At 71.8% G+C, this 24,169-nt stretch carries 17 protein-coding genes; 5 read left to right on the forward strand and 12 right to left on the reverse strand.

Annotation, left to right across the window (positions count from 1 at the left end; all coding sequences use genetic code 11):
* Positions 1–75 precede the first annotated feature (75 nt).
* Together pruA and MTF69_RS24705 are read right to left on the reverse strand one after the other, a co-directional pair.
* Positions 76–1,716: an L-glutamate gamma-semialdehyde dehydrogenase gene (gene pruA, locus MTF69_RS24700; RefSeq protein ID WP_243337804.1), complete on the reverse strand. Its 1,641-nt coding sequence runs from the start codon at positions 1,714–1,716 to the stop codon at positions 76–78.
* Positions 1,717–1,749: 33 nt separating this feature from the next.
* Positions 1,750–2,676: a proline dehydrogenase family protein gene (locus tag MTF69_RS24705; protein WP_243337805.1), complete on the reverse strand. Its 927-nt coding sequence runs from the start codon at positions 2,674–2,676 to the stop codon at positions 1,750–1,752.
* A 201-nt stretch (positions 2,677–2,877) separates the two neighbouring features.
* Here MTF69_RS24705 and MTF69_RS24710 point away from each other — a divergent pair, with 201 nt between their 5' ends.
* Complete coding sequence (locus tag MTF69_RS24710) at positions 2,878–4,113, forward strand: CdaR family transcriptional regulator (protein ID WP_243337807.1); 1,236 nt, start codon at positions 2,878–2,880, stop codon at positions 4,111–4,113.
* Between the two features lie 10 nt (positions 4,114–4,123).
* Here MTF69_RS24710 and MTF69_RS24715 read toward each other — a convergent pair whose 3' ends face one another.
* A complete protein-coding gene (locus tag MTF69_RS24715; RefSeq protein ID WP_243337808.1) occupies positions 4,124–4,723 on the reverse strand; it encodes a TetR/AcrR family transcriptional regulator in 600 nt (199 codons plus the stop codon).
* Between the two features lie 103 nt (positions 4,724–4,826).
* Here MTF69_RS24715 and MTF69_RS24720 point away from each other — a divergent pair, with 103 nt between their 5' ends.
* Positions 4,827–6,362 carry an MFS transporter gene (locus MTF69_RS24720; RefSeq protein WP_243337810.1) on the forward strand — a complete coding sequence of 512 codons (1,536 nt, stop codon included), beginning with the start codon at positions 4,827–4,829 and terminating at the stop codon, positions 6,360–6,362.
* Positions 6,363–6,438: 76 nt separating this feature from the next.
* Here MTF69_RS24720 and serA read toward each other — a convergent pair whose 3' ends face one another.
* The 6 genes from serA to MTF69_RS24750 all read right to left on the reverse strand — a co-directional run bounded on the left by serA (position 6,439) and on the right by MTF69_RS24750 (position 16,305).
* Positions 6,439–8,028, reverse strand: coding sequence for a phosphoglycerate dehydrogenase (gene serA / locus MTF69_RS24725; protein WP_243337811.1), 1,590 nt, complete (start codon positions 8,026–8,028; stop codon positions 6,439–6,441).
* 275 nt (positions 8,029–8,303) lie between these two features.
* Positions 8,304–9,305, reverse strand: coding sequence for a ketol-acid reductoisomerase (gene ilvC / locus MTF69_RS24730; protein ID WP_243337812.1), 1,002 nt, complete (start codon positions 9,303–9,305; stop codon positions 8,304–8,306).
* Positions 9,306–9,446: 141 nt separating this feature from the next.
* On the reverse strand, positions 9,447–9,971 hold the full coding sequence (gene ilvN, locus MTF69_RS24735; RefSeq protein ID WP_243337813.1) for an acetolactate synthase small subunit: 525 nt from the start codon (positions 9,969–9,971) through the stop codon (positions 9,447–9,449).
* Positions 9,972–10,003: 32 nt separating this feature from the next.
* Positions 10,004–11,893 carry an acetolactate synthase large subunit gene (locus MTF69_RS24740; protein ID WP_243337815.1) on the reverse strand — a complete coding sequence of 630 codons (1,890 nt, stop codon included), beginning with the start codon at positions 11,891–11,893 and terminating at the stop codon, positions 10,004–10,006.
* Between the two features lie 215 nt (positions 11,894–12,108).
* Positions 12,109–15,066: a putative bifunctional diguanylate cyclase/phosphodiesterase gene (locus tag MTF69_RS24745; protein ID WP_374323705.1), complete on the reverse strand. Its 2,958-nt coding sequence runs from the start codon at positions 15,064–15,066 to the stop codon at positions 12,109–12,111.
* Positions 15,067–15,348: 282 nt separating this feature from the next.
* A complete protein-coding gene (locus tag MTF69_RS24750) occupies positions 15,349–16,305 on the reverse strand; it encodes a 2-hydroxyacid dehydrogenase (RefSeq protein ID WP_243337818.1) in 957 nt (318 codons plus the stop codon).
* A 79-nt stretch (positions 16,306–16,384) separates the two neighbouring features.
* Between MTF69_RS24750 and MTF69_RS24755 the strand changes: the two genes are divergently transcribed.
* The 3 genes from MTF69_RS24755 to MTF69_RS24765 all read left to right on the forward strand — a co-directional run bounded on the left by MTF69_RS24755 (position 16,385) and on the right by MTF69_RS24765 (position 19,121).
* The gene (locus MTF69_RS24755; protein ID WP_243337820.1) at positions 16,385–17,386 is read left to right on the forward strand and encodes an aldo/keto reductase; all 1,002 of its coding nucleotides are present in this window, start codon (positions 16,385–16,387) and stop codon (positions 17,384–17,386) included.
* A gap of 310 nt (positions 17,387–17,696) precedes the next feature.
* The gene (locus MTF69_RS24760) at positions 17,697–18,905 is read left to right on the forward strand and encodes a sorbosone dehydrogenase family protein (protein WP_243337822.1); all 1,209 of its coding nucleotides are present in this window, start codon (positions 17,697–17,699) and stop codon (positions 18,903–18,905) included.
* Between the two features lie 42 nt (positions 18,906–18,947).
* Positions 18,948–19,121, forward strand: a complete 174-nt coding sequence (locus MTF69_RS24765; protein WP_243337857.1) for a DUF6191 domain-containing protein — start codon at positions 18,948–18,950, stop codon at positions 19,119–19,121.
* A 44-nt stretch (positions 19,122–19,165) separates the two neighbouring features.
* Here MTF69_RS24765 and MTF69_RS24770 read toward each other — a convergent pair whose 3' ends face one another.
* The 3 genes from MTF69_RS24770 to MTF69_RS24780 all read right to left on the reverse strand — a co-directional run bounded on the left by MTF69_RS24770 (position 19,166) and on the right by MTF69_RS24780 (position 23,906).
* Positions 19,166–20,431 carry a sulfite oxidase gene (locus tag MTF69_RS24770; RefSeq protein WP_243337823.1) on the reverse strand — a complete coding sequence of 422 codons (1,266 nt, stop codon included), beginning with the start codon at positions 20,429–20,431 and terminating at the stop codon, positions 19,166–19,168.
* A 176-nt stretch (positions 20,432–20,607) separates the two neighbouring features.
* Positions 20,608–23,658: a helix-turn-helix transcriptional regulator gene (locus MTF69_RS24775; protein ID WP_243337859.1), complete on the reverse strand. Its 3,051-nt coding sequence runs from the start codon at positions 23,656–23,658 to the stop codon at positions 20,608–20,610.
* Between the two features lie 80 nt (positions 23,659–23,738).
* A complete protein-coding gene (locus MTF69_RS24780; RefSeq protein WP_243337825.1) occupies positions 23,739–23,906 on the reverse strand; it encodes a hypothetical protein in 168 nt (55 codons plus the stop codon).
* Between the last annotated feature and the right edge of the window lie 263 nt (positions 23,907–24,169).

Below are 24,169 nucleotides of genomic sequence, written 5' to 3' on the forward strand. Positions count from 1 at the left end.
ATCGGGGAAATGGAAACCGCCCCCGCTCCGGACTTGGGGGTACCGGAACGGGGGCGGGGTTCAGTGGGGCTGGGGTCAGCCCATGTGGGGGTAGCCGTAGTCGGTCGGGGCGACCAGGGTCTCCTTGATGGAGCGGGTCGAGGTCCAGCGCATCAGGTTCGAAGCCGCGCCGGCCTTGTCGTTGGTGCCCGAGGCGCGGCCGCCGCCGAAGGGCTGCTGGCCGACGACGGCGCCGGTCGACTTGTCGTTGATGTAGAAGTTGCCCGCCGCGAAGCGGAGCTTGTCCATCGCGCCGGCGGCCGCGTAGCGGTCCTGCGCGATGACGGCGCCGGTCAGGGCGTACGCCGAGACGGACTCCATCTGGGCGAGCATCGCGTCGAATCCCTCGGCGGACTCGTCCTCGTAGACGTGGATCGCCAGGATCGGGCCGAAGTACTCGGTCGTGAAGACCTCGTTCGACGGGTCGGTGCACGCGATGACGGTCGGGCGGACGAAGTAGCCCTCCGAGTCGTCGTACGTGCCGCCCGCGACGATCTCGCAGGTCGGGTCGGCGATGGCGCGGTCGATCGCGGCCTTGTTCTTCGCGAAGGAACGCTCGTCGATGACGGCGCCGATGAAGTTCGTCAGGTCGCGGACGTCGCCCATGGTGATGCCGTCGACCTCGGCCGCGAAGGCCTCCTTGAAGCCGTCGTTCCAGATCGAGGCGGGGACGTAGGCGCGCGAGGACGCCGAGCACTTCTGGCCCTGGTACTCGAAGGAGCCGCGGGTCAGGGCGGTCTTGAGGATCGCGCGGTCCGCGGACGGGTGCGCGACGACGAAGTCCTTGCCGCCGGTCTCGCCGACCAGGCGCGGGTAGGACTTGTACGCCTCGATGTTGGTGCCGACCGTCTTCCACAGGTACTGGAAGGTCTTGGTCGAACCGGTGAAGTGGATGCCCGCGAGCTCCGGGTGGGTCAGCGCCACGTCGGAGACGGCGATGCCGTCGCCCGTCACGAGGTTGATGACGCCCTTCGGCAGGCCGGCCTCCTCCAGGAGCTCCATCAGGAGGACCGCGGAGTGGGTCTGCGTCGGGGACGGCTTCCACACGACCACGTTGCCCATCAGGGCCGGGGCGGTCGGCAGGTTGCCCGCGATGGCCGTGAAGTTGAAGGGGGTGATCGCGTAGACGAAGCCCTCGAGCGGGCGGTGGTCGCTGCGGTTCCACACGCCGGCGGAGTTCGCGACCGGCTGCTCGGCCAGGATCTGGCGGGCGAAGTGGACGTTGAAGCGCCAGAAGTCGACGAGCTCGCACGGGGTGTCGATCTCGGCCTGCTGCGCGGTCTTCGACTGGCCCAGCATGGTGGAGGCGGCCAGCTTCTCGCGCGACGGGCCGGACAGCAGCTCGGCGGCGCGCAGGATGATCGCGGCGCGGTCGTCGAAGGACATCGCGCGCCAGGCCGGGGCGGCGGCGAGGGCGGCGTCGACGGCCTCCTGGGCGTCGGCCCGCGTGGCGTTCGCGTACGTACCGATGACCGACTTGTGGTCGTGCGGCTGCACGACGTCGAAGCGCTCGCCGCCGCCCATCCGCTTGACGCCGTTGATCGTCATCGGGAGGTCGATCGGGTTCTCGGAGAGCTGCTTCAGCTGCGTTTCGAGACGCGCGCGCTCCGGGGTGCCGGGGGCGTACGAGTGGACCGGCTCGTTGACCGGCACGGGGACCTGGGTTACAGCGTCCATGATGCGGGGTGCTCCTTGAGCTAGTGGGAGGGCCTAGTTCTTGGTGATCATCGAGCGGAGGAAGAAGAGCAGGTTGGCCGGCTTCTCCGCGAGGCGCCGCATGAAGTAGCCGTACCAGTCGGTCCCGTACGCCGTGTAGACGCGCATGCGGTGGCCCTCGGCGGCCAGCCGCAGGTGCTCCTCGCCGCGGATGCCGTACAGCATCTGGAACTCGTACTCGTCCAGCTTGCGGCCCGCCTTGCGGGCGAGCTCCTGGCCGATGGCGATCAGGCGCGGGTCGTGGGACCCGATCATCGGGTAGCCCTCGCCCTCCATCAGGATCTTCAGGATGCGGACGTACGCCTTGTCGATCTCGGCCTTGTCCTGGTACGCGACCTCGGCGGGCTCCTTGTAGGCGCCCTTCACGATGCGTACGCGGCTGCCGGCCGCGGCCAGGCGGCGGGCGTCGGCCTCGGTGCGGAACAGGTACGCCTGGATCACGCAGCCGGTCTGCGGGTGCGTGCGGCGCAGCTCCTCGTGGATGGCGAACATCGAGTCGAGGGTGGTGTGGTCCTCGGCGTCGAGGGTCACGGTGGTGCCGATGGCGGCGGCGGCCTCGACGACCGGGCGGACGTTGGCGAGGGCCAGCTCGTGGCCCCCTTCCAGCGCCTGGCCGAACATGGACAGCTTCACCGACATCTCGACGGTCTCGCCGAGGCCCAGGTGCGCGAGCTGCTCGATGAGCTCGAGGTACGCGTCACGCGCGGCGTGGGACTGCTCCACGGTGGTGATGTCCTCGCCGACGACGTCGAGGGTCACCTCCAGGCCCTTGCCCGTCAGGTCCTCGACGATCGGGATGACCTGGTCGACCGTCTCACCGGGGATGAACCGGTTCACCACGGGCTTGGTCACCGGGGCGGCAGAGACGATTCGGCGCATCGTGTCGCTGCGCGAGGCGGCGAGGATCGCGGGACCCAGCACGGGGTACCTCCAACGGGGGCGGGCAGAAGCAGACATTCAGCCCGCGCCGGGACGACGGAGGCCATAAGGAAAACGCAAGTAAAACCACCGTGAAACCTAGAGATCTCCCTGATCCTCTGCCATCGACAGCTGTCACGCATCCGTGGCCCGGATCTCATACATCTGTCTGAAGAGCGGGTGCGGGGGTGGGAGAATGTGCGGGTGAAAGGCGATTACCAGGACCTGGTGGACGAGATTTCGGCGCTGCTCGGCGCTCCGGCGACGCTGGAGAACCGGGACTTCCGCCTCATCGCCTTCGGCGCGCACGACAGCGATGACGATCTGGCCATGGACCCGGTACGGACCCGCTCGATCCTGACCCGCCAGTCGACGGCGGCCGTCCGGTCCTGGTTCGAGGGCTTCGGCATCGCCCGCGCCACCGGACCGGTCAGGATCCCGGCGGCCCCGGACGCCGGCGTCTTCCGGGGGCGGATCTGCCTGCCGGTGCGCTACCGCGGCATCGTCCAGGGCTACGTGTGGCTCCTCGACCAGGAGCCCGGGCCCGATGCGGAGTCCCTGGCCGCCGCCATGGAGGTGGCCCAGCGGATCGGGCTGCTGCTCGCGGAGGAGGCCCGGGCGGGGGCCGACCTGTCGCGGGAGTTCCTCGCCGTGCTCACCGCCGGGCGCGGCTGGCACCAGGACATGGCGGTGGCCGCGCTACGGGTGGCACTCGGTCCGGGCGCCGAAGGACCGCACGCCGCGGTCTGTGTGAGCCCGTGGTCCGGCGAAGCCCCGACGTCGGTGCCGGGAGCGGCGGCCGTGTGCGTGGCGCCCTGGCGGGGGGCCGGCGAGCAGGAATCCCACCCGTCCGGCGGCGGCCCGGCGGGGCAGTCCCTCGCGGTCCTGATCCGGCTGCGCGGCGCGGACCCGCTGGCTCCGGCCCTCACGGCGATCTCCCGCCTGATGCCCCGCACGGCCGGCGGAACGGCCCACGGAGGCGGCCCGGCAGGCGGCAGGGCCGCCGCCCCCGGGTCGGCCACAGGAGTGACCGCCGGGGTGTCCGACCCCGTGCGGGCGCTCACCGAACTGCCCGCCGCCTGGCAGCAGGCCACCGCCGCCGCCCGGGCCGCCGCCGCCGGGCCGCGGCTCGGCCCGGTCGCACAGTGGTCCGCGATCGGGCCCTACCGCATGCTGGCGTCCGTCGCCGAGGAGGCCCTGGACGACCCGGTGGCCCGCGCCCTGCGCGGCCCGGCCAATCCCGAACTGGCCCGGACCGCCGAGGTGTTCCTGGACTGCGCCGGCCAGGCGGGCCGCGCGGCGGCGGCCCTGGGGATCCACCGACAGACCCTTTACTACCGGCTGTCCCGGGTGGAGCAGCTGACCGGCCTCGACCTGGACGAGGGCGAGGACCGCCTGCTCCTCCACATGGCCCTCAAGGCCGCCCGCCTGCACGGCTGACGGTCCCCCACTAGGGCGTGTCCCGACCGGCCTTCGCCGCCGTCATCGCCTCCGCCGCCCGCCGCATCCCCTCCGTCAGTTCCGCCGGGGTCGCGGCCGACGCGGGGTCGAAGAGCCACTGGAGCATGAACCCGTTCAGCAGGGCCTGGTAGAAGGCGCCCGCGGTCCGCAGGTCCTCCTCCGTCAGGTCCTCCTCGGGCACGCCGGTGAACATCGAGACCAGCCCCTTGCGCCCCTCCCCCTGCGAGGCGGCGAGCAGCGCACGTAGTTCCGGCAGCCGGTCCCGGTCCCGGGTCACCGCGACCTCCAGGCTCGCCGCCCAGATCGGGCCGGACTCCTCGTGCCCGGCGTGCACCCCGTCCCATACCGAGCGGAAGCGTTCCAGCGAGCCGCCCTCACCCTTCACCGCGCCGGTGAACTGGTCACCCCACTCCTGGACGACGGCCATGAACGCCTCTGTCATGAGGGCGTCCTTCGAGCCGTAGTGGTAGCCGATCGAGGCCAGGTTCGCACCCGAGGCCTTGACGATGTCGCGGGCCGTCGTGCCCACGAACCCCTTCTCGACCAGGCACTTCTTGGCGCCTTCCAGCAAGTCTTCGCGATGTCCCATGCCTTCACGGTAGCCAAGACACCCGTCCAAGACAAACGTCCTACACAATTGTTCCATACGGTCGTACTAGACAAGCGTTTATGACGCTTGTACATTGCTGCTCATGACGAACCCCGCAGCACGTCTCGCCGGTCGCCGGGAATGGACCGCCCTCACCGTTCTCCTGCTCCCGCTGCTCCTGGTCTCGATGGACGTCTCCGTCCTCTACTTCGCCATCCCGGCCATCACCCGGGAGCTGGACCCCAGCGCCACCCAGCAGCTCTGGATCTTCGACAGCTACGCCTTCGCCCTCTCGGGCCTGCTCATCACGATGGGCTCGCTCGGCGACCGGATCGGCCGCCGCACGCTGCTGCTGGCCGGCGCGGCCGCCTTCGGACTCGCCTCCGTCGCCGCCGCCTACGCCTCCAGCGCCGAAATGCTCATCGCGGCCCGGGTGCTGCTCGGCATCGGCGGCGCGACCCTGATGCCGTCCACGCTCGCCCTCGTACGCAACCTCTTCCAGGACGAGCGGCAGCGCGGCAAGGCCATCGCGATCTGGTCCGGCGCCATGACCGGCGGCATCGCGCTGGGCTCGGTGCTGAGCGGGGTGATGCTGAACCACTTCTGGTGGGGCTCCGTCTTCCTGATCAACGTGCCCGCGATGCTGCTCCTGCTGGTGCTGGTCCCCGTGCTGGTCCCGGAGTTCAAGGACCCGGCGCCCGGCCGCTTCGACCTGCTGAGCGTGCCGCTGTCGATGGCCGCCGTGCTGCCGGTGGTCTACGGGCTCAAGGAGATCGCCGCCGAGGGCTTCAGCCCGCTCCACGCCGGCTGCCTCGCCGCCGGCCTGGCCTTCGGGTGGCTCTTCGTCCGCCGCCAGCGCACCCGTGACGACGCCATGGTCTCCCGGGACCTCTTCCGGGGGCGCGGCTTCGGCGCCGGCATCGGCCTGAACACCATCGCCGCCTTCGCCATGATGGGCTCGGCCTACTTCACCACCCAGTACCTGCAGTCGGTGCTCGGCATGGGCACGCTGGAGGCCGCCCTCTGGAGCCTCGCCCCCTCGGTCGTCATCGGCGCCGCCGCCCCCGTCGGCGCGGCCCTCGCCCAGAAGACCGAACGGGCCTACGTCATCTCGGGCGGCTTCGTCCTCGCCGCCGCCGGGTTCGCCCTGATCAGCCTGGTGGACACCGACTCGCTGTGGCTGCTGCTGACCGGAGCCGGGGTCCTCGCCTGCGGCATCGTCACCGTGATGTCCCTGGTCTCCGACATGGCGCTCGGCTCCGCCCCCGCCGAGAAGGCCGGCTCGGCCGCCTCCCTGCTGGAGACCGGCCAGGAGTTCGGCGGGGCCCTCGGGATGGCCGTCCTGGGCAGCCTGGGCACGGCCGTCTACCGCGCCGACCTGGCCGGCTCCGAGCCCGCCGTACGGGAGACCCTCGGCGGAGCCGTGGCCACCGCCCGGGGGCTCGGCGGCGCGGCCGGCGGGCAGGTCCTGGCCGCGGCCCGGGAGGCCTTCGTCCACGGAATGCAGTACGCGGCCTGGGGCGGTACGGTCCTGCTCCTCGCGGCGGCGGTGCTCGCCGCGGCCCTGCTCCGGGGACGCGGAGCCCAGGCCCCGGCTCCGGCGGAGCCGGCTCCGGCCGGCGAAGCGCTCGTGCACTGAGCGGCGTAGCGGGGCGGGACACGCGAAAGGGCCCGGGGTCTCCCCCGGGCCCTTCGCTCTGTGCGCTGCCGCAGTGTCAGCCGAGGCTGACCGTACGGGCCGAGACGGCGCCGATCTCGGTGGCGATGTCCGCGAGGACGTTCACCGGGGCCTCGGCGTCGACGGTGAGGACCGCGAGGGCCTCGCCGCCCTCTTCGGCGCGGGCGACCTGCATGCCCGCGATGTTGAGGCCGGCCTCGCCGAGGATGCGGCCGACGGTGCCGACCACGCCCGGGCGGTCGGCGTAGCGCAGGACGATCATGTGCTCGGCGAGCGCCAGGTCCACGTCGTAGTCGCCGATGCCGACGATCTTCTGCAGGTGCTTCGGGCCCACGAGCGTGCCGGAGACCGAGACCTCCTGGCCGTCCGACAGGGTGCCGCGGACGGTCACCACGTTGCGGTGGTCCGGGGACTCCGAGGAGGTGGTCAGGCGGACCTCGACCCCGCGCTCCTGCGCGAAGAGCGGGGCGTTGACGTAGGAGACCGTCTCGTCGACGACGTCCTCGAAGACGCCCTTGAGCGCGGAGAGTTCGAGCACCTTGACGTCGTGCTGGGTGATCTCGCCGCAGACCTCGACGTCGAGGCGGACCGCGACCTCGCCCGCCAGCGCGGTGAAGATGCGGCCGAGCTTCTCGGCGAGCGGCAGGCCGGGACGGACGTCCTCGGCGATGACGCCGCCCTGGACGTTGACCGCGTCGGGCACGAGCTCGCCGGCGAGCGCCAGGCGCACCGACTTGGCGACCGAGACACCGGCCTTCTCCTGGGCCTCGTCCGTGGACGCGCCGAGGTGCGGGGTGCAGACGACCTGGTCGAGCTCGAACAGCGGGGAGTCCGTGCAGGGCTCCTTCGCGTACACGTCGAGGCCGGCGCCGGCGACGCGGCCTTCCTTGATGGCCGAGTACAGCGCGGCCTCGTCCACGATCCCGCCGCGGGCGGCGTTGACGATGCGGACGGACGGCTTGACCTTGTGCAGGGCCTCGTCCCCGATGAGACCGAGGGTCTCGGGGGTCTTGGGCAGGTGCACGGTGATGAAGTCGGCGACCTCGAGCAGCTCGTCGAGCGCCAGCATCTTGACGCCCATCTGGGCGGCGCGTGCGGGCTGCACGTAGGGGTCGTACGCGACGATCTTCATGCCGAAGGCCGACATGCGCTGGGCGACCAGGACGCCGATGCGGCCGAGGCCGACGACACCGAGGGTCTTCTCGCTGAGCTCGACACCCGTGTACTTGTTCCGCTTCCACTCGCCGTTCTTCAGGGCGGTGTTGGCCTGCGGAATGTTGCGGGCCGTCGCGACGAGCAGGCCACAGGCCAGCTCGGCGGCGGTCACGATGTTGGAGGTCGGTGCGTTCACGACCATCACGCCGGCCTTGGTGGCGGACGAGACGTCGACGTTGTCGAGACCGACGCCCGCGCGGGCGACGACCTTCAGCTTCTTGGCGGCGGCGATGGCCTCGGCGTCGACCTTGGTCGCGGAGCGGACCAGGATCGCGTCGACGTCCACGATCGCGGGGAGCAGCTCCGCGCGGTCGGCGCCGTTGCAGTGACGGATCTCGAAGTCCGGGCCGAGCGCCTCGACAGTGGCGGGCGACAGCTCTTCGGCAATGAGTACGACAGGTTTCGAGCTCACGTGGGTCCTCACAAGTCCAGTGCGGACGGCCGTCCCGACGGCCGCAGGCGGTGGAGGGGGTAGCCGCGTGGAAGACGCACGACACTGTGGGCCTGACGCGTTGTGTTGTGCAGTGTAGTGGCGGATCCGGGAGGGAATTCCGCCTGTACGGAAGGATCACCCGTCCGTGATTGGCCGGGGTGGACAAGCGGATCTACAGGAGGCCTGTATTCCGCGGTCCGGAGCCCCTGTGCGGCGGGGCCGGGACGCATCGTCCCGGCCCCGCCGCGCGTGGATCAGCTCTCGTCGTTGTCGACCCAGCTCATCAGCTTGCGGAGCTTCTTGCCGGTGGTCTCCAGCAGGTGCGCCTCGTCGGCGCTCTTGTACTCGTTGTACTTCGGCAGACCGGCCTTGTACTCGGCCATCCAGGTGTTGGCGAACTCGCCGCTCTGGATCTCCGCGAGGACCTTCTTCATCTCGGCCTTGGTGGCGTCCGTGATGATGCGGGGACCGGTGATGTAGTCGCCCCACTCGGCGGTCTCGGAGACCGACCAGCGCATCTTCTCCAGGCCGCCCTCGTACATGAGGTCGACGATGAGCTTCAGCTCGTGCAGGCACTCGAAGTACGCGATCTCCGGCTGGTAGCCGGCCTCGGTCAGCGTCTCGAAACCGGCCTTCACCAGCGCGGAGGCACCACCACAGAGAACGGCCTGCTCACCGAACAGGTCGGTCTCGGTCTCCTCGGTGAAGGTGGTCTTGATGACGCCGGCGCGCGTGCCGCCGATGCCGGCCGCGTACGACAGCGCGAGCTGGAAGGCGGAACCGGTGAAGTCCTGCTCGACGGCGGCGATGCAGGGCACGCCGCGGCCTTCCTCGTACTGACGGCGGACCAGGTGACCCGGGCCCTTCGGCGCGACCAGGGCGACGTCCACGTTGGTGGGGGGCTTGATGAAGCCGTACCGGACGTTGAAGCCGTGGCCGAAGAAGAGCGCGTCGCCCTCTTCGAGGTGCGACTCGATCGAGGCGGCGTAGATCTCGGCCTGGAGCGGGTCCGGGGTCAGGATCATGATGACGTTCGCCCAGGCCGCGGCCTCGGCGACGGGCAGGACCTTCAGGCCCTGCTCCTCGGCCTTGGCCTTGGACTTCGAGCCCTCGTGCAGGCCGACGACGACGTCGACGCCGGAGTCACGGAGCGACAGCGCGTGGGCGTGGCCCTGGCTGCCGTAACCGATGACCGCGACCTTGCGGCCCTGGATGATGGACAGGTCGGCGTCGTTCTCGTAGAACAGCTCGGCCACTGGGATATCTCCTTGGTGCGCTGGTGTTGCTCCCACCGTACGGCGGGGAACGGAATACGTGGTTCTCGGTCTCGCCATACGAGCGAGCGAGAAACGAACGGGCGGGGCACGACCGGGCCGGAGTCACCGGCCCGGCCGGGCTCAGGCGCTGCGGTCGAGCGCGCGCAGGCTGCGGTCCGTGATGGACCGGCCGCCGCGCCCTATGGCGATCGTCCCGGACTGGACGAGCTCCTTGATGCCGAAGGGCTCCAGCATCTTGAGCATCGCGCCCAGCTTGTCGGTGCCGCCGGTGGCCTCGATGGTGACGGCCTCCGGGGAGACGTCGACGGTCTTGGCGCGGAACAGCTGGACGATCTCGACGATCTGCGAGCGCGTCTCGTTGTCGGCGCGGACCTTCACCAGAACGAGTTCGCGCTCGATGGCGTTGGTGTGCTCCAACTCGACGATCTTGAGCACGTTGACCAGCTTGTTGAGCTGCTTGGTCACCTGCTCCAGCGGGAGGTCCTCGACGTTCACGACGATGGTGATGCGCGAGATGTCGGGGTGCTCGGTGACACCGACCGCGAGGGAGTCGATGTTGAACCCGCGGCGGGAGAACAGCGCGGCGATCCGGGCGAGGATGCCGGGCGTGTTCTCGACCAGGACGGAGAGCGTGTGCTTGGACATGTGAGTCGTTCTCTCTCTCAGGCTCTCTCGGCTCAGTCGTCTTCGTTGTCGCCGAAGTCGGGGCGGACGCCCCGTGCGGCCATGACCTCGTCGTTCGAGGTGCCGGCGGCGACCATCGGCCACACCATGGCGTCCTCGTGGACGATGAAGTCGATGACGACCGGGCGGTCGTTGATCGCGTTGGCCTCGGCGATGACCTTGTCCAGGTCGGCCGGGTCCTCACAGCGCAGCGCCACGCAGCCCATGGCCTCGGACAGTTTGACGAAGTCCGGGACCCGGGTGCCCATGCGGGGGGCGGCCGACTCGCCGAGCTGGGAGCCGACGGCCGTGTCGGTGCCGGTCTCACCCGCGTGCAGGACGGTGTTCGAGTACCGCTGGTTGTAGAACAGGGTCTGCCACTGGCGGACCATGCCCAGCGCACCGTTGTTGATGATCGCGACCTTGATCGGGATGTTGTTCAGCGCGCAGGTGGCCAGTTCCTGATTGGTCATCTGGAAACAGCCGTCGCCGTCGATCGCCCAGACGGTGCGCTCCGGCATGCCGACCTTGGCGCCCATCGCGGCGGGGACCGCGTAGCCCATGGTTCCGGCGCCGCCGGAGTTCAGCCAGGTGCGGGGCTCCTCGTAGTTCACGAAGTGCGAGGCCCACATCTGGTGCTGGCCGACGCCGGCCGTGTAGATGGTGCCCTTCGGTGCCAGCTGGCCGATCCGCTCGATGACCTGCTGGGGGGAGAGCGTGCCGTCCTCGGGCAGGTCGTAGCCCAGCGGGTAGGTGTCGCGCCAGCGGTTGAGGTCCTTCCACCAGGCGGTGTAGTCGCCGGCGTTGCCGTCGTTGGCCTCGGCCTGGACGGCCTGGATCAGGTCGGCGATGACCTCGCGGGCGTCACCGACGATCGGGACGTCCACGGCGCGGTTCTTGCCGATCTCGGCCGGGTCGATGTCCGCGTGGATGACCTTGGCGAAGGGGGCGAAGCTGTCCAGCTTGCCGGTGACGCGGTCGTCGAAGCGGGTGCCGAGCGCGATCAGCAGGTCCGACTTCTGGAGCGCGGTCACGGCGGTGACGGCACCGTGCATGCCGGGCATGCCGACGTTCTGCGGATGGCTGTCCGGGATGGAGCCCAGGGCCATCAGAGTGGTGACGACCGGGACGCCGGTGAGCTCGGCGAGGACCTTCAGCTCGGCGGTCGCGCCGGCCTTCATGACGCCGCCGCCCACGTAGAGGACCGGCCGCTTGGCGGCGGCGATCATCTTGGCGGCCTCGCGGATCTGCTTGGCGTGCGGCTTGGTGACCGGACGGTAGCCCGGCAGGTCCTGGCTCGGCGGCCACGAGAAGGTGGTCTTCGCCTGCAGGGCGTCCTTGGCGATGTCGACCAGCACCGGACCGGGGCGGCCGGTCGAGGCGATGTGGAAGGCCTCGGCGATGGTCCGCGCGATGTCCTCGGCCTTGGTGACCAGGAAGTTGTGCTTGGTGATCGGCATGGTGATGCCGACGATGTCCGCCTCCTGGAAGGCGTCGGTGCCGATCGCCTTGGAGGAGACCTGGCCGGTGATCGCGACGAGCGGCACGGAGTCCATGTGCGCGTCGGCGATCGGGGTGACCAGGTTGGTGGCGCCCGGGCCGGAGGTGGCCATACAGACGCCGACCTTGCCCGTGGCCTGCGCGTAGCCGGTGGCGGCGTGGCCGGCCCCCTGCTCGTGGCGGACCAGGATGTGGCGGACCTTCTTGCTGTCCATCATCGGGTCGTAGGCCGGGAGGATGCAGCCCCCCGGAATGCCGAAGACGGTGTCGCACCCCACCTCTTCGAGAGAGCGGATGAGGGACTGCGCACCCGTGACGTGCTCAACTGCGGCGGTCTGGTGTCCGCCGGTACGGGCCCGCGGCTGCGGATGGTGGGCCCCGGTGGCCTGATCGGTCATCGGCATTCTCTTCTCGAAGCTGAGGGTTTTACGAGGAGGGTTTTACGAGATTCGACGTTGCCAGTGCAACAAAAAACCCCTCGTGCCGGGAGGCAAGCGAGGGGAGCGCGTCGGGTGCGTTGAGCGGGGACATGCTGGTCCCAGCTTCAGCCGACGCGCTTTCCAAGTACGAGAATTCGGGTGCGCATGGCATTGACCCTCCCTCCGGCGGGAGGGTGATGTCAAGCGGGTGGGACGGGCGTCTCATTATGTGAGCCTCTGTGGATAGCCATCGAGCCCCCCGGCGAACCACCGGCCAACGCGGGTTGGGCCGCACCGCCCGGTACTGGGAACGTACCGCGCACGAGCGCTCGCCGCAGCCTGTACTCGTCCAGAGGGCCGGAGAAGGCCATTCCCTGCCCATGGCTGCAGCCCATCGCGCGCAGTGCCATGACCTGCTCCGGGAGGTCCACGCCCTCCGCCACCGACTGCATGCCGAGGTCGTTTGCGATCCGCAACAGACCTGCGGTGATCTTGTGGAGTCGGGGGGATTCCACGACCCCCTCGACCAGGCCCCGGTCGAGCTTGAGCATGTCCACGGGAAGCCGGCGCAGCGCGCTGATGGCCGCGTAACCGCTGCCGAAGCCGTCCAGGGCGATCAGGACCCCGAGGCGGCGCAGCGCCGCCAGACGGCGCTCCAGGTCGTCGAAGGGCACCCTGGGGTCGGAGACGGCGAGCTCCAGGACGAGCGCGCCCGACGGCAGCCCGTTGCGGGTCAGCAGGGCTTCCACGGAGCCCAGCGGCATCGACCGGTCCAGCAGGCGTTGCGCGGTCATCCGTACGGCCACGGGAACGTCGTGCCCGGCCCGGTGCCGCTCGGCGGCCTGCCCGACGGCCTGCTCCAGCAGCCAGCGCCCCAGCTCGGCGGTGCGCGAGGCGTCCGGCACGGCTGCCCGGGCGGTGGACCCGCCCCCGCCGGCCCCGCCGGCCCCTCCCTCGCCAGCCCCTCCTTCGCCGGCCCCTCCTTCGCTGTACTCGGCGACCCGCAGGAACTCGGCGGGGGTGAACAGGATCCCCTGGGCGGAACGCCACCGGGCCTGCGCCACCACGGCCGAGATCTCCCCCGAGGCCAGGCAGACCACGGGCTGGTGCAGCAGGGCGAACTCTCCGTCGTGCAGCGCGGTGCGCAGCCGCCCCGCCAGCTCGGCCTTGCGGACGACCTCGGCCTGCATCTGGGGCGCGTACATCTCGACCCGGTCCTTGCCGCCCGCCTTGGCCCGGTACATCGCGAGATCCGCGTTGCGCATCAGGTCCGAAGGAGTGATGCCGGGGTCCGCGAAGGCCACGCCGATGCTGGCGGCGACCCGGACCTCGCTCCCGGCGATCCGGTAGGGCTGGGAGAGAGTGGTGCGCAGCCGGTCGGCGATCTCGTGGACCTGGTACTCGCGGGCGCTGCGGTCGCGGTTGCCGTCGCCCAGGATCAGTGCGGCGAACTCGTCGCCGCCGAGGCGGGCCGCGGTGTCCCCGGCCCGGACCGAGTCCTGGAGCCGGCGGGCGGCTTCGATGAGCAGCTCGTCACCGGCCTGGTGGCCGATGGTGTCGTTGACCGCCTTGAAGCCGTCGAGGTCGATGAACAGCACGGCGGTGCTGTGGTCCCCGGCCCGCCGGCCGGTGAGGGCCTGGCGGACCCGCCGGGTGAACAGGGCCCGGTTGGGGAGGTCGGTGAGCGGGTCGTGCTCGGCGCTGTGCTGGAGCTGCGCCTGGAGCCGGACCCGTTCGGTGACGTCCCGGCTGTTCAGGATGAGGCCGCCCTGGTGGCGGTTGACGGTGGACTCCACATTGAGCCACTCGCCACCGCCCGATCTGAACCGGCACTCGATGCGGGTGGTCGGCTCCTCGGCGGGCGGCGCGGCCAGGAAGCGGCGCACCTCGTGGACGACGCGGCCCAGGTCCTCCGGGTGGATCAGGGTGGCCAGCTCGGTGCCGACCAGCTCTTCCGCCTCGCGGCCGTAGACCCCGGCGGCGGCGGGGCTGACGTAGCGCAGGGTTCCGGTGGGCGCGGCGATCATGATGACGTCGCTGGATCCCTGGACCAGGGAGCGGAAGTGGTTCTCCTTCTGGGCCAGTTCCTGGGTCAGCGCGATGTTGTCGAGCAGCATGATGCCCTGGCGGATGACCAGGGCGAGCACGACCGTACAGCCCGTGAAGACGACGACCCGGTCGACCTTCCTGCCGTCCACCACGTTGTAGAGGATGCCCAGCGTGCAGACGGCCGCCGCGAGGTACGGGGTGAGGGCGGGGAGGGAGCCGGTGATGGGGCGGCTGTGCGGCCGCTCGGAGCGCGCGTGGGCCGCTCCGTGCTCGGGCCCGGGGCCGGGGTGCAGGCGGCGGGCGCCCCAGGGCGCGTACGCGAGGAGGAGCGAGCCGGCGAACCAGCCGGCGTCGAGGAGCTGGCCGGACTGGTACTCGGCGCTGAGCAGCGGCGAGGTGAACAGCGCGTCGCTCAGCACGGTCAGGGCGAGGGCCGCGATGGCGGTGTTCACGGCGGAGCGGTTGGTCTCGGAGCGGCGGAAGTGCAGCACCAGCACCATTGAGACGAGCGCGATGTCCAGGAGCGGGTAGGCCAGCGAGAGGGCCGCGCGCGGGACGCTGCCGGGGGCGCCGGACTGGGCGGTGCGCGCGGCGTGCGCGAGGGCCAGGCTCCAGGAGAGGGTGAGCAGGGAGCCGCCGATGAGCCAGGAGTCGAGGCCGAGGCAGACCCAGCCGGCCCTGGTGACCGGGCGCTTCGCGAGGACGAGCAGGCCCACGATGGCGGGCGGCGCGAAGCAGAGGAAGGCGAAGTCGGCGAGGGAGGGCTTCGGCACGGCCTCGCCGAGGACCACCTCGTACCAGCCCCAGACGGCGTTGCCGCAGCAGCCCATGAGCGAGGAGAACGCGAACAGCAGCCAGGCCGGGCGCTCCCGGCTGTCAATGGCCCGGGCGTACGTGAAACAGGAGACGGCGGCCAGCAGGCCGGCGGCGCTGAGCCCGAAGTCGCCCATGATCTCGGCGAGTTCCTCTGAGCCCCAGCCGAGGGCCGCACCCACGGCGTACCCGCTGCTGACCACCGCGAGGAGGAGCTGCATCGCCAGCGCCTTGGCGCCGCTGCCGCCGCCGGCGAGGGGCCGGCGGGTCAGGAGCGCCGCCCCCGGGGTGCTCACCGGTCCCCCTCGCTGGCTGGTTCCGGCGCGGTCCAGTCCCGGCACCGCCGCCTCCGGCGGCTTCGCCGCATCGGATCCTTCGTCCATTGGCCGTGCATCGCCCGTCGCCCCCCAAAGTGTCCGATCACTCCCCGGCGCCAGACATTCGTGGCGCAGCCCCTTGGTCCGGACGATACACCACTTTCGTCACTCAGGGACATAGTGTCTCTACGCTCCGTCACCAACAGGGGAGTTGCGTCCACCGAGCGCGTTCGGGCGATCGCGGAGCGTGCTCACCGCACGTCATTCCGTGATCAGCACCGTGTTCTCCACGGGCTCTCCGGCGGCGAACCGGCGGAGCTGACGGGCCACCAGGCGCTTGGCCCGCGGCTCGAACGCGGAGCTGCTGCCGCCCACATGGGGCGTGATCAGGACACCCGGAGCATGCCAGAGCGGATGGCCTGAAGGCAGTGGTTCCGGATCGGTGACGTCCAGCGCGGCGCGCAGCCGGCCCGACTCCACCTCCGCCAGAAGCGACTTGGTGTCGACGACGGGTCCGCGGGCCACGTTCACGAGCAGCGCGCCGTCCTTCATGCGGCCGAGGAACTCGGCGTCCGCGAGCCCCCTCGTCTCCGCGGTGAGCGGTGTGGAGAGGATCACCACGTCGGCCCCGGGTAGGAGTTGGGGCAGCTCGGCGAGGGCGTGCACCGGCCCGCGCGCCGTGGTGCGCGCCGTCCGCGCGACCCGGACGATCCGCTCGCACTCGAAGGGCGCGAGCCGGTCCTCGACGGCCGCGCCGACCGCTCCGTAGCCGATGATCAGTACGGACTTGTCCGCGAGGGCCTCGTAGAACCCGAAGCGCCACTCCTCGCGGTCCTGGCCGCGCACCATGCCGGGGATCCCGCGCAGGGAGGCCAGGACCAGGGTGAGCGTGAGCTCGGCGGTGCTCGCGTCGTGGACGCCCTTGGCGTTGCACAGACGGACACCGGGGGCCAGGTCGCCGAGGCCGCCCAGGACGTGATCGACCCCGGCGGTCAGGGTCTGGACGATCCGCAGGCGGGGCATGGCGGCCAGCGGGCGCAGGGTGACGGCGGGGGACTTCATGTACGGGGTGACGTAGAAGACGCAGGCGGCCGGATCGGCGGGGAAGGTCTCCTCGCCGTCCCAGTGGCGGTAGTGGAAGGAATCGGGCAGGCCCTCGATCTCCTCGGCGGGGAAGGGGAGCCATACGTCGAGGGTCTCGCGCATCTCTGCAGTCATGATCAGGAGGCTATGCCAGGGGATCCGGATCGAGCCGTTAGTTTGTGTGCCGGACCGGGAGGACCAGGGGGGACGCACGGTGGAGCGCAGGTCGATCGGGGCGGGGGCGCTGACGGTGGGTGCCGTCGGCCTCGGCTGCATGCCGATGAGCGGGGCGTACGCGCCTTCGCGCAGGCGGCGCGAGGACTCGCTGCTCACCCTGCACACGGCCCTCGACCTGGGGGCGAACCTGCTCGACACCGCCGATCTGTACGGCCCCTACACCAATGAGCTGCTGCTCGGCCGGGTGCTGCGCGAGCGCAGGGCCGACGCCTTCGTGTCCGCGAAGGCGGGGCTGCGGGCCGACGGGGTGCACGTGGTGGCCGACGGGCGCCCCGGGTACCTGCGGCGGGCCTGCGACGCCTCGCTGCGGCGGCTGCGCACCGACGTCATAGACCTGTACCAGCTGCACAGGGTGGACCCGGACGTGCCGGTCGAGGAGTCCTGGGGCGCGATGGCGGAGCTGGTGGGCGCGGGCAAGGTGCGGGCGCTGGGCTTCTGCGCGCTGGGGGCGGGCACCGGGCCGGGCGCGGGGCGGCGCGGGGACCCGGCGTACGAGACGACCGTGCGGCACCTGGAGCGGGCGCAGCAGGTGTTCCCGGTGAGCGCGGTGCAGGCGGAGCTGTCGGTGTGGTCGCCGCAGGCGGCGTGGCGGCTGCTGCCGTGGTGCGCGGCGCGGGGTGTGGGGTTCCTGGCGGCGATGCCGCTGGGGAGCGGGTTCCTGACCGGGACGCTGGTCCCGGGCGAGGGGTTCGAGCCCGAGGACGTCCGGGCCAGGCATCCGCGGTTCACGGCGTACGCGATGGCGGCGAACCAGGTGCTGGTGGCGGGGCTGCGGCGGGTCGCCCGGCGGCACGGACCGGAGGTCACGGCGGCGCAGGTGGCGCTGGCGTGGGTGCTGGCGCAGGGGCCGCAGGTGGTTCCGGTGCCCGGGACCGGGCAGGCGCACCGGGCGGCGGAGAACGCGCGGGCGGCGGAGGTGCGGCTGAGCGCCGAGGACCTGGTGGAGCTGTCGGAGCTGCCGGTGCCGATGGGCGCCTGATCCACTCGATCGAGTGTACGAGTGGCGGAACTTGGGGCATGGTCGGCGCTGTTGAGTCTGTGAGGGCACGATCGGAGGACCGGAGGGGAGTACGGCGATGCGATACGGACACGAGCGGGGACAGGGGCCGGGGCAGGGGCCTGGGCCGGGACAAGGGCAGGGGCCGGGGCAGGGGCCGGGGCAGGGGCCGGGGCCTGGACAAGGGCAGGGGCCGGGGCAGGGGCCTGGGTCGGGGGAGGCACAAGGGCCGGGCCAGGACCGGGTGCAGGACCGGGTGCAGGGTCGGGTGCAGGGTCGGGTGAGGCTGCCGATGCGGTCGTACGGTGGCCCGCGCGGCCGGGTCCGCGGGGTACTGGCGGCGGTCGCCCTGGCGGGATGCGGGGCGCTGCTGGCCGCCGGCTGCTCCCCGCCGGACGGAGCCGGAGCCCGGCCGAGCGAGGCGCCACCGGGCACGACGGCGGGCTCCGCGCCATCGGGGGCCTCGGGCGGGCCCTCCGCCTCCGCGTCGGCCTCCGGGCCGCCGGCCAAGGGGCAGGTGACGGTGACCGGCGTGGCCGCCCAGGGCCTGGAGTCCCCGTGGGGGGTGGCTCCGCTGCCCGACGGGAACCTGCTCGTCGCCTCGCGGGACAAGGGCACGATCAGCCGGGTCGAGGTGGGCACCGGCGCCGTGACCGAGGTCGGCAAGGTGCCCGGGGTCGCCCCGGGCGGCGAGGGCGGGCTGATGGGCCTGGCCCTGTCCCCTTCCTTCGCCTCGGACCTCATGGTGTACGCCTACTTCACCACCGAGTCGGACAACCGCATCGCCCGGCTGCGCTATGACGAGAAGAGACCGGCCGGCGATCAACTGGGCGCACCGGACACGGTGTTCAGGGGGATTCCCAAGGGGCTCATCCACAACGGCGGGCGGATCGCCTTCGGCCCGGACAAGATGCTCTACGCCGGGACGGGCGAGACCGGGGACACCGGGCTGGCCCAGGACAAGAAGTCGCTCGGCGGGAAGATCCTGCGGATGACCCCGGACGGGGAGCCGGTGCACGGCAATCCGGAGGCCGACTCGGTCGTCTACTCCTACGGGCACCGCAATGTGCAGGGGCTCGCCTGGGACAAGGACAAACGGCTGTGGGCGGCCGAGTTCGGGCAGAACACCTGGGACGAGCTGAATCTGATCGAGCCCGGCGCGAACTACGGCTGGCCGGAGGCCGAGGGCAAGGCCGGCAAGCCGGGCATGCGCGATCCGGTGGCGGTCTGGAAGACCGACGAGGCCTCGCCGAGCGGGATCGCCTGGGCGCAGGGCTCCGTCTGGATGGCCGGGCTGAGGGGGCAGCGGCTCTGGCGGATTCCGCTGGCCGGGGCGGCCCTGGTGGCGGAGCCCGAGCCGTTCCTGGCGGGCGAGTACGGCCGGCTGCGCACCGTGGTACCCCTCGGTGGGGACAGATTGCTGCTGGTCACGAGCGAGACGGACGGGCGCGGGTCGCCGGAAGCCGGCGACGACAGGATCCTGACACTGACGGTGCGATGACCGGCGGGCCCCGACGGGGGGACGAAAGGTGCGGTGGACGCGATGTTCAACATGATCGAGGAACTGTTCAGTCCGGGCCGCAAGCACACGGACGAGGAGAAGAAGCGGCTGGAGCTTTCCCGGATCGACGTCAATGACGGCGACCCGGGAAAGGGCCCGATAGACCTGGACTCCGGCAAGGTGCTCATACGCGCGAAGGAGGACCCGGCGGTGTAGGGCGCTCCTGGGGGATCGGCCTGGTCCGGGGTGCCGCGGAAGGCTCAGACCACCGTGACCGGGTGGCGGACGACCGCGTCGAAGAGGTAGCCGTGGATGTTGTGGGCGGCCGTCTCGGGCTGCGTCCGCCCGGTCGCGTCCGTGGCCCGTGCCAGCAGGGCGGTCTCCCCCGGGGTCCGCGGGGTCCACGGCACCGACCAGCGCACCCAGCCGCCGCGGCGCGGGACGTCGTGGAGCTGGGCCCGCCGCCAGCGGGCACCCCCGTCGGTGCTGACCTCCACCTGGTGCACGGGGGCCGCTCCGGACCAGGAGCGTCCGGTCAGCACCTTCGTGCGGTGCACGGGCACGGTCGCGCCCGGCTCCAGCTCGAAGGCGCTCTTGAGGGTCTGCCGGGTCAGGGGCTCGCTGCCCTGCGGCGGCTGGTCGGGGCCGAACAGCCGGTAGAGGTCGGTGTTCCACGGCGTGTACAGCGGCTGCCCGCTCACCTCGATGTCCCCGACCCACTTGATCGAGGAGATCCCGATCCAGTCCGGAACGACCACCCGGACCGGCCCGCCGTGGTCGGCCGGCAGCGGCTCGCCGTTCATCTCGTACGCGAGGATCACGTCGTCCAGTGCCTTCGACGCCGGCAGCGGGCGCCGCACCCGGCCCAGGTTCACGCCGTCGGTGACCACCTCGTCGTCCAGGCCCCGGGGCAGGACGTCCACGGCTCCGCGAGTCACCCCGGCCAGCCGCAGCACGTCCGAGAGCCGGGCCCCGCGCCAGCGGGCCACACCGATCGCGCCGAGGGTCCACGCCGTCCCGGCCACCGTCTGGCCCTGCTGGGTGGTGTAGAAGCTCCGGCCGTTGCCCGCGCACTCGATGAACAGCGTCCGCTCGACGGCGGGCAGCGCGCGCAGCCGGTCGTACGAGAACTCCACCGGCCCGCCGGACAGCGCGTCGCCCCACACCTTCAGCCGCCAGCCGTCCTTGTCGAGGCGCGGCGTGGCGGTGTGGTTGCGCACGAAGAACCGGTCGACGGGAGTCAGCAGGCCCGTGCCGCGCAGGGCGGCGAACTTCGTCTCCGCGTTGGTCCCCCGGATCGTGAACAGCTCTGGCGGCAGCGGCTTCACGGTCGCGGGCAGGGCGGCGGCTCCGGCGGCTTCAGCGGTTCCGGCGGCGCCCAGGCCGAGGGTGCCGGCCGCGGCTCCCGCCGCGAAGAGCCTGAGCAGGTCTCGGCGGTCCACTCCGGCCGAGCGGGCGCGGCCGCGCGCCCACTGGCGCAGGCGCGCACGGTCGTACCGGCTCTCGTCGGACAGGTCGAGGGGCATGGCGGGGCACTCCCTTGATCGCGATTTCCGACGGACCCTAGGAGTCGGGCCCCGCGCGGGGAACCTTCTCTTCGCGATGGCCACGAACCTTTAACACGGCCGCAATGCCCGGCGCGGGCGGCGCGGGCGGCGCGGGCCGGGGAAGATCCGTAAGAGACGGCCCAGGGGGCTTTCCTTCACCGCTTCCCGGCCGGCTGCGGGGCGACGGGGCCGAAGAGCCGGAGCCGGTGGGCCAGGGCGGCGGCCTCGCCCCGGCCCGCGACGCCGAGCTTCGCCAGGATGTTCGAGACGTGCACGCTGGCCGTCTTCGGGGAGATGAAGAGCTCCTCGGCGATCTGGCGGTTGGTGTGGCCCGCCGCGACCAGGCGCAGCACGTCCCGTTCGCGGCTGGTCAGGCCCAGCGCCTCGACCGGGTCGGCCTCCGGAGCGAGCAGGGCCTTGGCGGCGGCGTCCACGGGAATGAGCGGGAGCCTGGCGCGCTGCGCGAGCAGGGCCAGGTCCTCGCGGAGCCTTCGGGCGCCGAGCTGCTCGGCGGTGGCGTAGGCCTCCTGGAGCATCCCGGCGGCGGCCTCGCGGTCCCCGCCGGTGGCCAGCAGGGCCTCCACGAGCCGGTACTGGGCCCTGGCCAGCAGGTAGGGGCGCTCCAGGGGGCGTACGGCCGCTTCCACGGCCGTCCAGTCGGCGACGGTGTCCCGGGCCTCGGCCCGCAGCAGCTCCGCCCTGAGGTACTCGGAGTGGGCGCTCCACACCGGGACCGGGGTGGCCAGGGCCCGGGCGGCGGTGCGCAGCACCGTCAGCGCCTCCTCTCGGCCCGCCTCGGCGGCCGGCAGGCCCCGGGCCTCGGCTTCGGCCGAGGCGGCGGCGAGCAGCAGCGGCCAGGCGTAGCGGTGGTTGCCGAGCGGGAAGCCGTAGTCGATGACGGCGTCCACCTCACGGCGGACGTCGGCTATCCGGCCCTCCCCCGCCGCCACGCCGATCGCGAGGCGGAACAGCGGGATCCGGTGCTGGGGCTGGCCGTCGTGGGACCCGAAGTGGGTGCGGGCGGCGGTGAGCTGACCGGCGGCTTCGGCGAGTTCGCCGCGGGCCAGGGCCAGGTGGGCGAGTCGCACGACGGCCGCGGCGCGCGGGGCGGCGCTGCTGACGAGGGTCAGGGTGCGCCGGGCCTGCGTCGCGGCCTCCTCCCACCGGCCGAGGCTGTACAGGCTCTCCGCGAGGTTCCCCCGGATGTACGCCTCGGAGTCCATCAGATGGGAGTTCTTGACCAGCTCGGCGCCTTCTTCGGCCAGTTCCACGGCGTCGCGGGACCGGCCCAGGCTTTCCAGGTGAGAGGTGAGGTTCACATGCGCACGTGCCACCAGCATGCCGAGCCCGAGTCCGGCGGCCCGGTCCTTGACCGCGTACATCTCGGCGAGGCCGCGCTCGGGGTCCCCCGAGTCGACGAGCAGGCTGCCGACGGTGATCCGGGCGTTGAGCTCGGTGTCCTCGGCGCCGACCATCCGCGCGTACTCCACGGCGCGTTCGGCGGCGACCAGGTTGTCGGGCCCCGGCTTGTGGAGCATGCCCCAGCTCGCGGCCCGGACCAGGACGTCGGCGTGCACCTGGGACGGGGGCAGCCCGCGGACGAGCTCCTGCGCCCTGGCGAGCTCCTCCCAGCCGTCGCCGCGGGCGAGGCTGGCGATCATCCGGGAGCGTTCGGTCCAGAACCAGGCGGCGCGCAGCGGGTCCTGGCCGTCCTCGAGCAGCCGCAGGGCCGTCTTGGTCAGCTTCAGCGCGCGTTCGCGCTCGCCGCCGAAGCGGGCCGCGACGGTGGCTTCGGCCAGCAGGTCGAGGCGCTGCAGCGGGGTGGTCGCTGGGTCGCAGCCGCAGGGCGGGTACACCTCGGTGTAGTCCGCCGGGCGCAGTTCGCCGCGCACGTCCTCCGGTACGCCCTCCCACAGGTCCATGGCCCGTTCCAGCAGCCGCAGCTGCTCTGAGTAGGCGTGCCGGCGCCGGGCGGCCACCGAGGCGGCGAGGACGGCGGGCAGGGCCTTGGCCGCGTCGTTGGCGTAGTACCAGTAGGTGGCGAGGCGGATGACCCGCTCCTCCGCGCGGATCAGCGAGTCGTCCTGTTCGAGTTCCTCGGCATAGCGGCGGTTGACGCGGGCGCGCTCGCCGGGCAGCAGGTCGTCGGAGACCGCCTCGCGGACCAGGGAGTGGCGGAAGCGGTAGCCGTCGCCGTCGGCGGTGGGGAGCAGGATGTTGGCGCCGACCGCCGAGCGCAGGGCCTCGATCAGTTCGTCCTCGGTGAGCCGGGTGACGGCGCGCAGCAGGGGGTACTCCACCGTGGAGCCGCCCTCGGCGACGATGCGCACGACGCGCTGCGCGGCGTCCGGGAGGACTTCGACGCGGACCAGGAGCAGGTCGCGCAGGGATTCGGTGAGGCCGGTGGAGCAGCCGCTGGCGCGGGAGGCGACGAGTTCCTCGACGAAGAAGGCGTTGCCGTCGGAGCGGTCGAAGACCGACTCGACGAACTCCTCGTCGGGCTGCGAGGCGAGGATCCCGGCGAGCTGGCGGCGCACTTCGGCCCGGTTGAAGCGGGACAGCTCGATGCGCTGGACGGTGCGCAGCCGGTCGAGTTCCGCGAGGAGCGGGCGCAGCGGGTGGCGGCGGTGGACGTCGTCGGCGCGGTAGGTGGCGACCACGACGAGCCGGCCGCTGCCGAGCGCGCGGAAGAGGTAGGAGAGCAGGTGCCGGGTGGAGGTGTCCGCCCAGTGCAGGTCTTCCAGGACGAGGACGACGGTGCGGTCGGCGGCGAGGCGTTCCAGCATCCGGGCCGTCAGTTCGAAGAGCCGGGCGGTGCTCTCCTCGTCGTGCGGGCCGCGTGGGGTCTCGCCGAGTTCGGGGAGGATGCGCGCGAGTTCGTTCTCCTGGCCGACGGCGGCTGCGGCCAGTTCGTCGGGGAGCAGGCGGTGCAGGGTGCGCAGCGCGGTCGAAAACGGGGCGAAGGGAAGTCCCTCCGCCCCGATCTCCACACAGCCTCCGACGGCTACGACCGCGCCGCGACGGTCGGCCTCGCAGAGGAACTCCTCGGTGAGGCGGGTCTTGCCGACCCCGGCCTCGCCGCCGATGAGCAGTGCCTGCGGCTCCTGGCCGGCGGCGCGCGTCAGTGCGTCGGTGAGTACGGCCAGTTCGTCGGCTCGGCCGACGAACACCGGGCTGACAGATCTGGTCTCCACGCCGCCGAGCATCGCACAGGGGCCCTGCTCATCGGCACTGGATATCGGTGCGCTTCTCATCACGTGCCGGTCGCACGGTCTCGCGACGCGGGTTACGCGGCGCGGGCGAACCGGCCGCGCTGCCCTCTCACCGACCCCTCCGGTTCCTGGCTCCGGGAGAAGAGGCGGCGGGCCTTCTTCGCTTCCTGGCCCAGACGGTAGGCGTCGGCCTCGCGGATGAGGTCGTCGCGGCGGGCGGTGGCGATCTCGTACTCGAACATCTTGTGCTCCCTGGTTCGCGTTTCTCGGACACCTCGTTCGGTGTGATCCAAGATTCGCGCCCCAGGGGGTGCCGGCACATCGGGAGCATGCCGCATCTGCGGGAGCCGGGGGGCCTTAGGCCGGGACCCGAGGTCCCTGAGGTGGCCTAAGGCGGTGCCTAGGCGGACCGCCTGACGGATGCCGAACGGCCTAGATGATTGATTCCGTGGTCAGTGGTCGTAGGCGGTCAGTGATCGGATGACGGGTCCGCCGGTCTTGTGGT

It is taken from the genome of Streptomyces sp. AP-93, assembly GCF_022808175.1.
Lineage (GTDB): Bacteria > Actinomycetota > Actinomycetes > Streptomycetales > Streptomycetaceae > Streptomyces.